The 13000-nt window shown below is 52.6% G+C and carries 17 protein-coding genes, 10 tRNA genes and 1 rRNA gene; 4 read left to right on the top strand and 24 right to left on the bottom strand.

Going from position 1 to position 13000, the window contains the following annotated elements; translation table 11 throughout:
* The 19 genes from EVJ24_RS13965 to acpS form a co-directional block, all read right to left on the bottom strand.
* A 16S ribosomal RNA gene (locus EVJ24_RS13965) occupies positions 1-106 on the bottom strand; the annotation flags it as partial.
* A gap of 101 nt (positions 107-207) precedes the next feature.
* Positions 208-284: transfer RNA gene (locus EVJ24_RS13960), tRNA-Ile, on the bottom strand.
* 10 nt (positions 285-294) lie between these two features.
* Positions 295-371 (bottom strand) — tRNA-Arg (locus EVJ24_RS13955).
* 1 nt (position 372) lies between these two features.
* Positions 373-460, bottom strand: a tRNA-Leu gene (locus EVJ24_RS13950).
* Positions 461-490: 30 nt separating this feature from the next.
* Positions 491-566: transfer RNA gene (locus tag EVJ24_RS13945), tRNA-Lys, on the bottom strand.
* A 9-nt stretch (positions 567-575) separates the two neighbouring features.
* A tRNA-Gln gene (locus EVJ24_RS13940) sits at positions 576-647 on the bottom strand.
* A gap of 7 nt (positions 648-654) precedes the next feature.
* Positions 655-730, bottom strand: a tRNA-Asp gene (locus EVJ24_RS13935).
* A 23-nt stretch (positions 731-753) separates the two neighbouring features.
* Positions 754-829, bottom strand: a tRNA-Val gene (locus EVJ24_RS13930).
* A 4-nt stretch (positions 830-833) separates the two neighbouring features.
* Positions 834-908: transfer RNA gene (locus EVJ24_RS13925), tRNA-Glu, on the bottom strand.
* Positions 909-940: 32 nt separating this feature from the next.
* Positions 941-1032: transfer RNA gene (locus tag EVJ24_RS13920), tRNA-Ser, on the bottom strand.
* A gap of 9 nt (positions 1033-1041) precedes the next feature.
* Positions 1042-1116 (bottom strand) — tRNA-Asn (locus EVJ24_RS13915).
* A gap of 220 nt (positions 1117-1336) precedes the next feature.
* Positions 1337-3466 (bottom strand): Tex family protein, encoded by a 2130-nt coding sequence (locus EVJ24_RS13910; protein WP_131441668.1) that lies wholly within the window; start codon positions 3464-3466, stop codon positions 1337-1339.
* A 75-nt stretch (positions 3467-3541) separates the two neighbouring features.
* A complete protein-coding gene (gene sigB / locus EVJ24_RS13905) occupies positions 3542-4342 on the bottom strand; it encodes an RNA polymerase sigma factor SigB (protein ID WP_016510526.1) in 801 nt (266 codons plus the stop codon).
* Entirely contained in the window at positions 4308-4784 is a 477-nt protein-coding gene (gene rsbW, locus EVJ24_RS13900) for an anti-sigma B factor RsbW (protein WP_070329224.1), read from the bottom strand. The genes sigB and rsbW overlap by 35 nt, the downstream gene beginning before the upstream one ends.
* Positions 4781-5107, bottom strand: a complete 327-nt coding sequence (locus EVJ24_RS13895; RefSeq protein ID WP_016510528.1) for an STAS domain-containing protein — start codon at positions 5105-5107, stop codon at positions 4781-4783. The genes rsbW and EVJ24_RS13895 overlap by 4 nt, the downstream gene beginning before the upstream one ends.
* A gap of 140 nt (positions 5108-5247) precedes the next feature.
* Positions 5248-5598 carry a type II toxin-antitoxin system PemK/MazF family toxin gene (locus EVJ24_RS13890; RefSeq protein WP_016510516.1) on the bottom strand — a complete coding sequence of 117 codons (351 nt, stop codon included), beginning with the start codon at positions 5596-5598 and terminating at the stop codon, positions 5248-5250.
* A 5-nt stretch (positions 5599-5603) separates the two neighbouring features.
* A complete protein-coding gene (locus EVJ24_RS13885; protein ID WP_070329223.1) occupies positions 5604-5882 on the bottom strand; it encodes a hypothetical protein in 279 nt (92 codons plus the stop codon).
* Between the two features lie 128 nt (positions 5883-6010).
* Positions 6011-7087, bottom strand: a complete 1077-nt coding sequence (alr, locus tag EVJ24_RS13880) for an alanine racemase (protein ID WP_131441667.1) — start codon at positions 7085-7087, stop codon at positions 6011-6013.
* On the bottom strand, positions 7065-7442 hold the full coding sequence (gene acpS / locus EVJ24_RS13875) for a holo-ACP synthase (RefSeq protein ID WP_131441666.1): 378 nt from the start codon (positions 7440-7442) through the stop codon (positions 7065-7067). Before acpS ends, alr begins: the two co-directional genes overlap by 23 nt.
* Positions 7443-7505: 63 nt before the next feature.
* Between acpS and EVJ24_RS13870 the strand changes: the two genes are divergently transcribed.
* Positions 7506-8231, top strand: a complete 726-nt coding sequence (locus EVJ24_RS13870; protein ID WP_131441665.1) for a rhomboid family intramembrane serine protease — start codon at positions 7506-7508, stop codon at positions 8229-8231.
* A 36-nt stretch (positions 8232-8267) separates the two neighbouring features.
* On the opposite strand, the gene EVJ24_RS13865 is transcribed toward EVJ24_RS13870, so the two are convergent.
* From EVJ24_RS13865 to EVJ24_RS13855, 3 genes are read right to left on the bottom strand one after another with little or no spacing between them, the layout of a single operon-like run.
* Positions 8268-8585, bottom strand: a complete 318-nt coding sequence (locus EVJ24_RS13865; protein ID WP_070329219.1) for a hypothetical protein — start codon at positions 8583-8585, stop codon at positions 8268-8270.
* Between the two features lie 34 nt (positions 8586-8619).
* Positions 8620-9102: a hypothetical protein gene (locus EVJ24_RS13860; protein ID WP_236637671.1), complete on the bottom strand. Its 483-nt coding sequence runs from the start codon at positions 9100-9102 to the stop codon at positions 8620-8622.
* Positions 9095-9370, bottom strand: a complete 276-nt coding sequence (locus tag EVJ24_RS13855) for a 4a-hydroxytetrahydrobiopterin dehydratase (protein ID WP_131441664.1) — start codon at positions 9368-9370, stop codon at positions 9095-9097. The genes EVJ24_RS13860 and EVJ24_RS13855 overlap by 8 nt, the downstream gene beginning before the upstream one ends.
* A gap of 142 nt (positions 9371-9512) precedes the next feature.
* Here EVJ24_RS13855 and EVJ24_RS13850 point away from each other — a divergent pair, with 142 nt between their 5' ends.
* Positions 9513-10046 carry a cysteine hydrolase family protein gene (locus EVJ24_RS13850; protein ID WP_071398908.1) on the top strand — a complete coding sequence of 178 codons (534 nt, stop codon included), beginning with the start codon at positions 9513-9515 and terminating at the stop codon, positions 10044-10046.
* Between the two features lie 23 nt (positions 10047-10069).
* Positions 10070-11515, top strand: coding sequence for a nicotinate phosphoribosyltransferase (locus EVJ24_RS13845; RefSeq protein ID WP_070329215.1), 1446 nt, complete (start codon positions 10070-10072; stop codon positions 11513-11515).
* A 35-nt stretch (positions 11516-11550) separates the two neighbouring features.
* On the opposite strand, the gene EVJ24_RS13840 is transcribed toward EVJ24_RS13845, so the two are convergent.
* On the bottom strand, positions 11551-11853 hold the full coding sequence (locus EVJ24_RS13840; RefSeq protein ID WP_071398906.1) for a hypothetical protein: 303 nt from the start codon (positions 11851-11853) through the stop codon (positions 11551-11553).
* Between the two features lie 95 nt (positions 11854-11948).
* Between EVJ24_RS13840 and EVJ24_RS13835 the strand changes: the two genes are divergently transcribed.
* Entirely contained in the window at positions 11949-12440 is a 492-nt protein-coding gene (locus EVJ24_RS13835; RefSeq protein ID WP_236633760.1) for a YwpF-like family protein, read from the top strand.
* A 74-nt stretch (positions 12441-12514) separates the two neighbouring features.
* On the opposite strand, the gene EVJ24_RS13830 is transcribed toward EVJ24_RS13835, so the two are convergent.
* On the bottom strand, positions 12515-12991 hold the full coding sequence (locus EVJ24_RS13830) for a DUF456 domain-containing protein (RefSeq protein WP_070329213.1): 477 nt from the start codon (positions 12989-12991) through the stop codon (positions 12515-12517).
* Positions 12992-13000: the final 9 nt, after the last annotated feature.

Below are 13000 nucleotides of genomic sequence, written 5' to 3'. Positions count from 1 at the left end.
CCGTCGACTTCCCCCCGAAGGGTTCCGTCGATTTCCTGCGCTCGACTTGCATGTATTAGGCACGCCGCCAGCGTTCGTCCTGAGCCAGGATCAAACTCTCCAAAGAATTTGATATAGCTCTTGAAAATGACGAAGCTTGCGCTTCAATCAAAACTTGTAAAACTTTTTTTGCCTCATCGTTCAGTTTTCAAAGTTCGTCAGTTAAGATGGTGGGCCTAAGTGGACTCGAACCACCGACCTCACGCTTATCAGGCGTGCGCTCTAACCGGCTGAGCTATAGGCCCATAATAAAAATGGTGCACCCTGAGAGATTCGAACTCCCGGCCTTTAGATTCGTAGTCTAACGCTCTATCCAGCTGAGCTAAGGGTGCATGGTGCGGTCGAGAGGACTTGAACCTCCACGGTGTTAACCACCACTAGGCCCTCAACCTAGCGCGTCTACCGATTCCGCCACGACCGCAGCGTAATTAAATGTTACGAGGAATAAAAATGGTGAGCCATGCAGGGCTCGAACCTGCGACCCTCTGATTAAAAGTCAGATGCTCTACCAACTGAGCTAATGGCTCAAATATAAGCTGGGCTGGAAGGGATCGAACCTTCGCATGTTGGAATCAAAATCCAATGCCTTACCACTTGGCTACAGCCCAACGTAAATGGCGGTCTTGACGGGATTTGAACCCGCGATCTCCTGCGTGACAGGCAGGCATGTTAACCCCTACACCACAAGACCAGTATACGCGCTTAAATTTGAAATGGTGGAGGATGACGGGATCGAACCGCCGACCCCCTGCTTGTAAGGCAGGTGCTCTCCCAGCTGAGCTAATCCTCCGAAATGGTGACCCGTACGGGAATCGAACCCGTGTTACCGCCGTGAAAGGGCGGTGTCTTAACCGCTTGACCAACGGGCCATTTGTTTGATTGATGTTTTCTAAAAAGTAAGTGGCGGAGACGGAGGGATTCGAACCCTCGCACCGGTTTCCCAGCCTACTCCCTTAGCAGGGGAGCCCCTTATAGCCGCTTGGGTACGTCTCCAAAATAAAATGGCTCCGCAAGTAGGATTTGAACCTACGACCTACCGGTTAACAGCCGGTTGCTCTACCACTGAGCTATTGCGGAACGTTGCTTGAATTTTTCAAAGTAACGATTTAAATTGTAACCGCAAACCCGAAACGTGTCAATCACTTTTTTAGAAAAGCTTTAATTTTTCATGCCGCGCTCTTGGCGACCTCTATAAGATATCACGGTCAAAAACGACCGTCAACACTTTTTAATAAAAAAGTTGAGCAAAATGAAACCACTTTGCTCAACTCCGACTTTCTTCTTACTAAATATCGATTTATTGTTTTTTAGGCTCTAGCATCGTCAGGCTGATCCGACCCCGGTTGGCATCGACTTGCTCGATCCAGACGGTGACGATGTCCCCGACCGCGACGACGTCGAGCGGATGTTTGACGTAACGGTTCGACAACTTCGAGATGTGGACGAGCCCGTCCTGTTTGACCCCGATGTCGACGAATGCCCCGAAGTCGATGACGTTGCGGACCGTCCCTTGGAACTCCATCCCGACCTGCAAGTCTTCTAAGTTCATGACATCCGTCCGTAAAAGCGGCTTTTGAATATCCTCACGTGGATCACGGCCCGGTTTGGCGAGCGACTTCAAGATGTCTTCGACCGTCGGCAATCCCGCCTCAAGCGTTTCGCTGAGCACTCGGGCATCTACCGACTTCAACCGATCTCGCAACTCGGCCGTGCCGACCGCTGTTTTCGAGACACCGAGTTCCTTCAATATAGATAACGTCAACTTGTAACTCTCTGGGTGGATCTCTGTTTGGTCGAGCACGTCGCTCCCGTTCGTGATGCGAAGGAAGCCAGCTGCCTGCTCATACGCCTTCGCCCCAAGACGCGGCACTTTCTTGATTTCTTTGCGGGTATTGAAGCGCCCGAACTCATCACGATACGCGACGATGTTTTTTGCCGTCGTCTTATTGAGGCCCGATACGTACGTGAGCAACGACTCGGAAGCTCGGTTCACATCGACACCGACCATGTTGACGACGCTCTCGACGACGAACTCGAGTGAGCCTTTCAATTTGTTTTGACTGACATCATGCTGGTACTGTCCGACCCCGACCGATTGCGGGTCGACTTTCACAAGCTCGGCCATCGCATCTTGGATCCGACGGGCGATCGATACAGCCGAACGTTCTTCGACTTTCAACTCCGGGAACTCAGATCGCGCAATCTCGGAAGCCGAGTACACGCTGGCACCGGCTTCATTGACGATCGCGTACGCGATCTCACGCTCGGCCGTCTTCAGCCAGTTCGAGACAAATTGCTCGGTCTCACGCGAAGCGGTCCCGTTGCCAATGACGATGACGGAGATCGGATAGCGTTTCACGAGAGATGAGAGCACTTTTTCTGAACCGGCCACGTCATGCTTCGGCGCCGTCGGATAGAACACGCCGACTTCTTCGACTTTCCCGGTCTCGTTGACGACGGCCCACTTACAGCCGGTCCGGTAGGCCGGGTCGATGCCGAGCACGACAACTTCACGGAGCGGTGGCTGCATATAGAGCTGCTTCAAGTTCTTAGAGAAGACGTCGATCGCTTGTTCTTCAGCCATCTCGGTCAACGAACTACGGATTTCACGTTCGATGGCCGGGAAGACCGATTTCTTGAACGCGTCCTTTATAGCGAGCGTCACGACATCCCGTTTCTCGGTCGGAAGACGATCGAACTTACTGAGTGCTCGTTTCAAGAACAACGTCTCGTCAAAGACGAGCTTCACTTGGAGCACGTCGGTCCGCTCACCCCGGTTCAACGCGAGGATGCGGTGCGGCACGATACCGACCACTTTCTCCTCGTAGTCGTAATACTGGGCGAACACTTCTTTCTCATCTTCTGCCGCCTTTTTCTTTTGGGACCGGAGGAGCGCCTCGTTCCGCACTTTCGTCCGCAGCGTCTGGCGGAGCGCTGCCTCTTCCCCCCACTCTTCCCCGATGATCGCTTGTACGAACGGAAGCGCCTCTTCTAGCGCCAGTTCACCCGTGAGTCCCTCCGCTTGTTGCACCGAATAAGCAGATGCTTCCCGGAACCAGTCGGCGAGCGGCTGTAACCCCTTCTCTCGTCCTTGCTCGGCTTTCGTTCGGCGCTTCGGACGATACGGCAAGTAGATGTCCTCGACTTGTTGGAGACTCGTCGCGACCTCGATGGCCCGTGTCAGTTCCGGCGTCGCCTTCTCGAGTTCTTCGAGTTTTGCGAGGACGTCTGTTTTCCGTTTTTGGAGACTCTCTTCATATTGGAGCGAGTCGAGGATCGCTTTGATTTCGACTTCGTCCAAATTCCCCGTCATCTCTTTTCGATAGCGGGCCATGAACGGGATCGTCGCTCCATCCGACGCAAGTTGTTGTACCGTCTCGATTTGACTCGTATTCAGCTTTAATTCGTTCGCAATCTTCGTAATCACTCGAATCACTTCCTTTTCTCTTCTCTATTGAAGTGTAGCAAACTCTGTAGAAGACGACAAAAAAACGATGACCGTTTAGTCATCGTTTGAGAATACTTCGTTGAGTGGGACTTTGATGGCCTCACGCAATTTCTCGAGCGCGCGTCGTTGTAGACGTGACACGTGCATCTGGGAAATACCGAGGAGTTCGCCCGTCTCTTTTTGACTCATGTTTTTATAGTAAGCACATTCCAAAATCGCTTGTTCCCGCTCGTTCAAGACGCTGAACGCCTTTTCGAGAATGAGGCGTTGGTCGACTGACTCATACCCACGCTCTTGGCTGCCGACGAGGTCGAGCAGTGTGACCGTGCTACCTTCATTGTCCGCTTCAATTGAACTGTCGACCGAGAGCGCTTGATAGCTCTTGCCCATCTCGAGCGTTTCGAGAATTTCTTCATCGGAAACGCCAAGGTAGTCGGCGATCTCATCGATGCGCGGTGACCGTTGCAGTTCTGTCGTCAGCTCTTCGACCGTCTTCTTGATTTTCGGTCCAAGCTCCTTGATCCGACGCGGCACGTGAACGCTCCACGTCTTGTCACGGATGAAACGCTTGATTTCACCGATGATCGTTGGAACAGCGAATGATTCGAAGCTGCGTCCGAACTCCGGGTCGAAACGGCGAAGTGCGGCGAGCAACCCGATCATCCCGACCTGCACGAGGTCATCATGGATGGCCCGGCCACGCGAGAATTTTCGAGCGAGCGCTTCAACAAGGTCTGAGTATCGGTTGATGAGGAGCATCTGGACTTCTTCGTTTTGATCGTCCTGTTGATAGCGCTCAATCCACTCTAATACTTCATCATCACTGTGATGGCGTTGTTGAGATTTTGCTGGCACTCTGATCCACCTCGTCCCTGTTAAGGAGTTTCGTCATCGTCACTTTGACACCGTTGTCCTTGTTGATCGAGACGTTATCCATTAACGCTTCAATGAGGAAAAGACCGAGTCCCCCTTCGTGAAGCGATTCGATTTCCGCCGTCTCCTCGACCGGAGCCGCTTGGCGTTTCACGTCGTCCGCGAACGTCTTGCCCGAGTCTTCGATCGTCATCTCGAGGCGGTCGTCGTGGACGCCGCACGTGAGCTTCACTTCACCCTCTTGGTCTTCATAAGCGTGCTGAACAGCGTTGCCACACGCTTCCGAGACCGCGATTTTAATATCCTCGATCTCGTCGTACGTATATCCCATACGGTTAGCGATTCCTGAGACGACTAAACGGACCACGCCGACATATTCCGGTTTGGCCGGGAACGTCATCACCGTCTGTTCGATGTTACTCATTTCGTGCCACCTCTTACGTTTGTATTGATCGACAGTAACTTGTCTAAGCCTGTCAATTCAAAGAGACGGTTGACGCGATCGGTAACGCCGACGAGCGACAACTCTTTCTCGTTACGTTTGGCAATTTTAAGTGCGCCGACGAAGACGCCGAGACCTGTTGAGTCCATATAGTCGACTTCGTCCAAATGAACGATGACATCTTGTTCCGTAATCGCCGGGTGCAAGACCTCTTTCAATTTTGGTGCCGTATATGTGTCTACCTCTCCAGAAACGTAAAGGTGTAATTGTTCTCCAATGACTTGCTCGCGAATCGCTAAATCCATTGTATATTCCCTCCTAATGTTACGCATAGAAAAATTGAGTACGATTAATCATATTTCCCTTGTTTCAGGATTTGAAACCACTTTTATCGATCTTTTTGAAAAAAAACCGATACCCATGTACCGGTTTAGTTATATGTAAGCTAGAGCGGGATTAATCCCATACTGATCTCTAGCGCTCGGTCAACTTTGTGCATCGTCTCATCATCGAGATGAGTGACTTTATCCGTCAGACGACGCTTATCAATCGTTCGAATCTGTTCAAGCAAAATCACGGAGTCTCGTTCGAGGCCGTGTTTGACTTGATATACTTCCACATGAGTCGGCAGTTTTGCTTTCTGGATCTGAGCCGTAATCGCAGCGACAATGACGGTCGGGCTAAAGCGATTGCCGATATCGTTTTGAATGACGAGAACCGGACGAACTCCACCTTGCTCTGAACCGACTACGGGCGACAGATTCGCATAAAACACGTCACCACGCTTTACGATCACTCCGCTCACACCCCGCTTACTTGACGTAAGAGAGCATGTTCGGCTTCCGTCTCAATCATCAGCATCTCTTCTGCCATATTCAAATTAAACGCGGCCATCTCTTGATAGCCTTTCGCCAATTCTTCACGCAGTGCTTGTTGTCGATCAGCAATTTCCTTAGACAAGTACGTCACTACATCGTTCAATGACAGTGATTCACGATCTTTCATCGAAATCGGACTCACATGCTGCGAGAACCGATCTGGAACGGACACTAGAGCACCCGCAGTTCGCTGTTTCAACATCTTGCACCTCCAGAATCGTTTCGGTGATTGGCGGAATTTTTCCCGCGTTCTTTATCAATATAACACGCAAGAATGGGAAAATATAGAGGATTCGCGAAAGAATTCAGATAATTTCACACGTTTATGATTTACACGTAGCGCCGTGGCAATCGACTCGTCAATTGACAAACGACCTCGTAATTGATGGTCCCGAGGTGTGTCGCGAGTTCATCGATGGCGACCGGCCCGCCGATCAACGTGACGACGGTGCCGACCGGGAACTCGTGCGGGAGGCGGATCATGAAGCGGTCCATGCACACCCGGCCGACGATCGGACAGCGAACGCCTGCGACGTCGACTTCGAAGCCGCTCGCCTTGCGGATCCAGCCGTCGGCATAACCGACCGGTACCGTCCCGATCCATTCATCGGCCGTCGTCGTGTATGTCGCACCGTAGCTGACCGTCTGCCCGGCTTCAAGCGTCTTCACTTGCATGAGTCGGCTCTTCAATGTGAACGCCGGTTTCAAGAACGCATACGACGACGCCATCTCGCTCGATGGGTATAACCCGTACAGCGCGATGCCGACACGGACAAGGTTATAGGGAACATCTTCTCCGGCCATCCGGATCGCCCCGGCCGAGTTCGATGTATGAATGTAGCGGAAGCGCGGGATGAGTCCGTCGATCAACTGACTGAACCGCTTTTGTTGCTCGTAATAGAGCGGACTGTCCGGTTCGTCAGCCGTCGCGAAGTGTGTATAAACCCCTTCGACGTCAAAGTGGTCGTCGGCTGCGTCGAGAAGTGCGTCAAGTTCGGCCCGTGTCCGCAAGCCGAGACGTCCCATCCCTGTGTCGACTTTGACGTGGACGGTGAGCGGACGCTCGGTCACATAAGCTTTCGCCTCACGTAACCAGTCGGCCGAGAACACAGAGAGCGTCACATCATGCTCAGCCGCGACTCCAGCGTATTGCGGGAACTGCGCTTCCATGACAAGGATCGGGGCGGTGATACCGGCGTCTCGAAGCTCGATTGCTTCTTCAAGTAAGGCCACGCCGAGCATCGTCGCTCCGTTCGCGAGCGCGATGTTCGCGACCTCGACGGCCCCGTGCCCGTAGGCGTTCGCTTTCACGACCGCCATGAGCGCTTGTGGGATACGTTTTTTGATTTCGATGATGTTGTGGGCGATCGCCGCCCGGTCGATTTCAATCCAACTTGGACGAAACATGGTGATCCCCCTCTTCAATGATGACTTGTGCGACGGCGTACCGTTCGCTATGGCTGATACTGACATGAATCCGGCCTGGGTGAGGTGCCGTCATATGCGGGCGTCCCGTCTCGTCCGGCAATACTTCGATCTGCTGCCACGACAAACCGCGGGCGATGCCTGTCCCGGCCGCTTTGGCGTAGGCTTCTTTCGCCGCGAACCGACCGGCGACGAACTCGATCCGACGTTCGTCTGAATACTTGAGGGCGAGCCCGCACTCTGCCTCCGTCAGCAACCGGTTCATAAAGCGAGGTTGTTCGATCGAGCGAGCGATTCGTTCTAGCTCGACGATATCGATTCCGATTCCCGCAATCATAGGACACTCGCTCCTTTCCTTTTTCACTCGTTTCCTTATACAATTAAGAAAAGAGGTGATGCTATGTTTAGTCGTACTGAGAATGTTCAAACGTTCGTACGGGCATATCCGCTCGTAACGCTGTTCATTGTAATCCAACTGCTCGTGTTTGTCATCGGTTCTTTGGTGCCCGATCTCCGCATCGTAGCGCTAGGAGGCTCGTTCCATCTCGCGCTCGCCCAAGGCGAATGGTACCGTCTCGTGACAGCAAACTTCATTCATTTAGATCTTGGTCATTTGCTGTTCAACTCGTTCGCGTTGATCATTTTCGGCCCCGCCATGGAACGCATGGTCGGTCATGTGAAGTTCGCCGTGTTTTACATTGTAGCTGGGGCACTCGCCAACTTGTTGACGTTCTTCACGGTGAGCGAACTGTTCTATTTGCAAGCTGGTGCTTCGGGTGCGATTTTAGCGATTCTCGGCTTCTACGTGTTCATCGGCCGTTTCCGTCGTACGCTCATCAACAGTCAAGATGCGCGACTCGTCTTCATCTTCGTTGCGATCAGCGCCGTCTTCACGCTCATCGGGGCGAACGTGTCGCTGTGGGGACATGTCTACGGCTTCTTGGGCGGGTTCTTGCTCGCGATCCCGCTGTCTCGTTTCACGGTGCCTTACTCGCGTCCGCTCCGTTACGGGAAGTACAAGCCGCGGAAGTACGCTCCGCCTGTCGTCCACTCGAGCGATAGCAAATGGATTTTCTACGTCATTATCGGGCTCGCCGTTTTCGGCTTGTTCGCGCAGTTCTTATGAAAAAATGGCCAAGCGCTCAGCGCTTGGCCATTTGAATTAAATCTGATTTTTATGACGTGCGTCTTGGAGCGCGTCGACCAAGTCTTTGACGTCTTCGACGAGGTTTTGAATCGTGTCTTGGTTTTCTTCGTACAACGCCTTCAAGTCCATGACGCGGTCTTTCAAGCTGCTTTTCGATGAGGCTTGGAGCCCGACCGAATGTGATTGCGTCGATGTGTCCGTCGACTTGAGTCGTGACTTCATCCCTTTGAGCTGTCTGATCTGCTGATCGCGTGTCTCTTTGTGGAGTAGCGATGCGCTGGCACCGATAATGGCACCTGCCGCCAAACCCATCCAGAAGTAGTTCTTGTTCATAAAAAAATCCTCCCCTAACGTGACGTTATGTTTATTATAGGTTATCCGGTTCACTGACGACATAGTGTTTTATGATCGGACCGGCCCCTTTTTGTTCGACGGCTTCTTTCAACCGTTCTTGAAACAGTAAGTAGTCGGTCGAATCACGGAACCGATTTCCTTCTTCAGTGAATTGAATGATGACAATCCCGTGGTTGTCGTCCGGGTCAACGCCGAGCCGATACGCGGCAAATCCGTTGTGCCCAGACCCGAGACGGGACTTTTCTTTCAGCAATCGGTGGAACAAGAGCGATCGGGCGTTCGAGTCGACCGGGATGTTCGCATAGATGATATTCCCTGTCGCCGCGAATTGTCCTGCCGCTTCTTCGATCTGGAACGTCTTCCCACTCTGGAACGGGGACTTGTCCCCTTCGGCAAGCAAGATTGTCTCGTTGCCGCTCGCGACGATGACGCCCGGTTCCTTGCGCAACCGATCGGCGACACTGCCTGAGGCGAACGTCATAAACAGTTTAGACAAGTTCCTCACAGCCTTTCGCGAGCATGATGTCCTTCTCTGTGATGCCTCCTTCGTCGTGTGTCGACACGGTGAGCGTGACGTTGCGATACTCGATCAATATGTTCGGATGATGGTTGAGCGTCTCGGCCATATCGGCGACGAGATGAACGAATTGGATCGCCTCCGGAAACGTCTCAAGGCGATACGTTTTTTGTAGCTCCCCTTTGACGACTTCCCAGCCCGGTAATCGTGACAACTGTTCAGACAGTTCGGTCGATGACAAAATCATCAGCTGATTCCCCTTTCGATTGCAGTTCCTCTTACACTTACTACCCGACCAAGCGCGAAAATAATCTTTTTCGCATGCCGCAAAATGATTTAGAATAAGAAAGATAGCCAAATCATTCTTCACAAGAGAGAGGAGACTTCCCATGCGGGCATTGATCGTCATTGATTATACGTTTGATTTTATCGCAGACACGGGTCGTTTGACTTGCGGGAAACCCGGGCAAGACATAGAAGAACGAATCGTCCAGTTGATTGAGGAATTTTCAACAGAGGACTACGTCGTCGTCGCGAACGACGTCCATGACGCCGGCGACACGTATCACCCTGAAACGACGTTGTTCCCACCCCACAACATTCGGGGCACGGAAGGTCGCGAGTTGTACGGCGCCGTCAAAACCGCCGCCGAACGCGCCGATCATTGGATCGACAAGACGCGTTACAGCGCCTTCGCAGGCACAGACCTTGACCTTCGCCTACGTGAGCGCGGCATCCATGAAGTCCATCTCGTCGGTGTATGCACCGACATCTGTGTGCTCCATACGGCCGTCGATGCGTACAACCTTGGATACAAGATCGTCGTCCATGCGGATGCGGTTCAAAGCTTTAACCCGGTCGGACACGACTGGGCGCTCGAACATTTTGTCACGACCCTCGGAGCTACTGTGACCGGGAAGTGACGCCAAACAGAAAGGAAACTACAATGTTACATCGCAACTTAGCGCTTCATACCGACCTTTATCTCCCACGCTGGATGTATATTTATTGGAAACAAGGCCGTCATAACGAAAAAGTCGTCTTCGACCTTTACTACCGCTCGAACCCGTTCAGCGGCGGTTACGTCGTCTTCGCCGGCTTGCAAAATATCGTGCACTATTTAGAGAACGTCTCGTTCACGGAAGCCGATATCGCTTATTTGAAAGAACAGCTCGGGTTCGAGGACGAGTTCGGTGACGTCCTCCGCAACTTCAAGTTCACCGGTTCTCTCTATAGTGTGCGCGAAGGTGAAATCATCTTCCCGCACGAACAAGTCGTCCGGATCGAGTCGACGATCTTCGAGGCGAAGCTGTTCCAAACGGCGCTCCTCAACATCGCTAACCATGAGTCACTCATTGCCTCGAAGTACGCCCGAATCCGTCAAGCCGCGCCGAATGAGACGTTGCTTGAAGGCGGGGCCCGCCGTGCCCAAGGCGTCGACGCCGCCTACTATGGGACGCGCGCCGCTTACATCGCCGGCTTTGACGTGACGAGCCTCGTTTCGGCAGGACGTGATTTCAATGTCCCGACCGGAGGGACGATGGAGCACGCCGACATCCAGTTCCATGATGACGAACTCGAGGCGTTCCGTTCGTTCGCCGAGATGTATCCGGACAACACGAGCCTGTTGATCGACACATACGACACGCTCAAATCGGGGCTCCCGAACGCCATCACGGTCGCAAAAGAGCTCGAGGCGAAAGGATACCGCTTGAAATCGGTCCGTCTCGATTCGGGCGACCTTGCCTACTTGTCAAAACGGGCTCGAAAAGCATTGAACGCGGCCGGTCTCGACTACGTTAAAATTGTCGTCTCAGGTGACCTCGACGAGTACGTCATCCAAGACTTGCGGATGCAAGGCGCTGAAGCCGACACGTTCCTCGTCGGGACGCGCGGGATCACGGCTTACGAACAGCCGGCCCTCGGGATGGTGTACAAGCTCGTCGCCCGTGAAGGGGCCGACGGCGAGTTGAAACCGGTCATCAAAGTGTCGTCCTCGAAAGTGAAGACGACCACCCCGCACAAGAAAGAACTTTACCGGATCATCGATAACGAGACGGGCAAGTTCAAAGGGGATTACATCGCGCTCGCCGACGAACCAGTCGAGACGTATACGGAGATCGACTTGATCGACGTGCGTGACCCGGCGTTCCGGATCAAGACGCGCAACTTCACCGTCAAACGTTTGCTCGAACCGATCTTCCTAGATGGGAAGCGCGTGTACGACTTACCGAGTGCGACAGACATCCGCCAGTATCACCATGAGCAGATGAACGGCCTATGGGAAGAGTACAAGCGACTCCGGTTGCCGGAAGTGTATGCGGTCACGTTCAGCAAGCCACTGTGGGATTTGAAGCTCGAAATGATCCGTCAAACACGGATTCCAAAATAAAGAAAAGGTTACGGGGCGTCCCCGTAACCTTTTCTTTATGCGGTCGTCATTTCGTGCGCATGGAGTTTATCTTCTTTTCTCCGAAAGTAAAGTGCGATCGAAAGGGAAATCAAAATCAAGATGAAATAGATTGTCCGCTGCCAAAACGTCGCCTCCGTGTCCCCTTGGAACAAGGCGATGATATAGTCACTCCCACTCACGAAGAACAGTCCCGCGAGTAAAAGAAAGATGCGATACCCGGCTCGACTCCGTTCTTGCTTTACTTTGAAGAAAAGGACACCGTAATAACCGATTGCTAGGATCGTGATATATCCGATTATGCCAACAATCCAACTCATGGTGATGCCTCCTTATCCTCTGATATTCAAGTCGCTTCCCCGTTATCGTAACACAATCTTCGAATCAGACTATGTTAAGATGAGTTAAAGAAAACGTGGAAGGGATCGATACGATGAAAACGTTCCGTCTGGTCCAAGTCCGCCTCGTCCAAGACGAGTACGGCAACGAGTTAAACCTCCCGATCGAGCTGCTCGACGGGTTGATCATCTCGAAAGAACACGATAATGAATGGCTCCTTGAAATGCTCGTCCCGACCGAATTTGCCGTCATGCTCCACCACTATTTGAATAAACGGATCCTTCTTTTAGCAGAGGCGGTCATCACCTCGGCCAATAACCGTCCCGCGGCCATCGCGATGACGTTCACGAGCGAGCGTTCGCTGTCGAACCATCACACGTTCGTCGCTGAAGGGTTGATGCTCCTGCCAAAACAAGATCCGACGAAACAAGTTCTCGACTCCTTGATCTCAGAAGGGGTGGCCGACGCCAATCTCAAACCATCGTTCTTCGAAAAACAAGTCGAGCAGCAACAGTCGTTCAGCCGCTCCGCCTTCACCCAGCTCGTCAAGACAGGATCGTTCGAATAAGCGAACGGTCTTGTTTTTCTTTCCCCGTTTTTGGAAACGGCTCAACCAAAAAAGGCGAAGAAGTTTCTCCGCCTTTAGATATACATGAAAAACAAGATGACCATCATCGTCATCCCGATGACTTTGAGCACGGTGCTACCAAGGAATGCGAGCACCGTCCCGACGCCGATACTCCACGCCTCGCGCGTCGTTTTCCCGAGCGTGAGCTCCGCTAAAAACGCAAAGATGAACGGGAAGATGAGTACACCGACGAGCGGGAAGATGAACGGTCCGGCGATCAAACCGATGGTCGCACCCCACTTCGCCCGTTCCGAGCCGCCGCGCTTGTCGACTGTCGCCCGTGTGACGATATAGTCGACCGCAAACAAGAAAATCAAGAACAGGATTTGCCAGAGCCAAAACGTCCATGTGAGCGGTTCAAATGAGAATCCGAATCCGTAAATCACATAACCGATGAATAAGAACAGCACGCTCGGGATGACCGGATAGATCAAACCCGCGAACGCGACAACAAATGATGCGATGATGAAAATCCAGAGCAATGTCGTCATGAGCTTCTC

The sequence above is a fragment of the Exiguobacterium sp. SH1S21 genome (assembly GCF_004337175.1).
Taxonomy (GTDB): domain Bacteria; phylum Bacillota; class Bacilli; order Exiguobacteriales; family Exiguobacteriaceae; genus Exiguobacterium; species Exiguobacterium aurantiacum_A.
Note: the sequence above shows the minus strand (reverse complement) of the source record. Positions and strands in the feature narration are given on the sequence as shown.

Excerpts from the sequence above, each read along its gene's own strand:
- rsbW (WP_070329224.1), bottom strand. The coding sequence starts at position 4,784 with ATGAGTAACATCGAACAGACGGTGATGACGTTCCCGGCCAAACCGGAA.
- EVJ24_RS13895 (WP_016510528.1), bottom strand. The coding sequence starts at position 5,107 with ATGGATTTAGCGATTCGCGAGCAAGTCATTGGAGAACAATTACACCTT.
- EVJ24_RS13885 (WP_070329223.1), bottom strand. The coding sequence starts at position 5,882 with ATGTTGAAACAGCGAACTGCGGGTGCTCTAGTGTCCGTTCCAGATCGG.
- alr (WP_131441667.1), bottom strand. The coding sequence starts at position 7,087 with ATGTTTCGTCCAAGTTGGATTGAAATCGACCGGGCGGCGATCGCCCAC.
- acpS (WP_131441666.1), bottom strand. The coding sequence starts at position 7,442 with ATGATTGCGGGAATCGGAATCGATATCGTCGAGCTAGAACGAATCGCT.
- EVJ24_RS13870 (WP_131441665.1), top strand. The coding sequence starts at position 7,506 with ATGTTTAGTCGTACTGAGAATGTTCAAACGTTCGTACGGGCATATCCG.
- EVJ24_RS13865 (WP_070329219.1), bottom strand. The coding sequence starts at position 8,585 with ATGAACAAGAACTACTTCTGGATGGGTTTGGCGGCAGGTGCCATTATC.
- EVJ24_RS13855 (WP_131441664.1), bottom strand. The coding sequence starts at position 9,370 with ATGATTTTGTCATCGACCGAACTGTCTGAACAGTTGTCACGATTACCG.
- EVJ24_RS13850 (WP_071398908.1), top strand. The coding sequence starts at position 9,513 with ATGCGGGCATTGATCGTCATTGATTATACGTTTGATTTTATCGCAGAC.
- EVJ24_RS13845 (WP_070329215.1), top strand. The coding sequence starts at position 10,070 with ATGTTACATCGCAACTTAGCGCTTCATACCGACCTTTATCTCCCACGC.
- EVJ24_RS13840 (WP_071398906.1), bottom strand. The coding sequence starts at position 11,853 with ATGAGTTGGATTGTTGGCATAATCGGATATATCACGATCCTAGCAATC.
- EVJ24_RS13830 (WP_070329213.1), bottom strand. The coding sequence starts at position 12,991 with ATGACGACATTGCTCTGGATTTTCATCATCGCATCATTTGTTGTCGCG.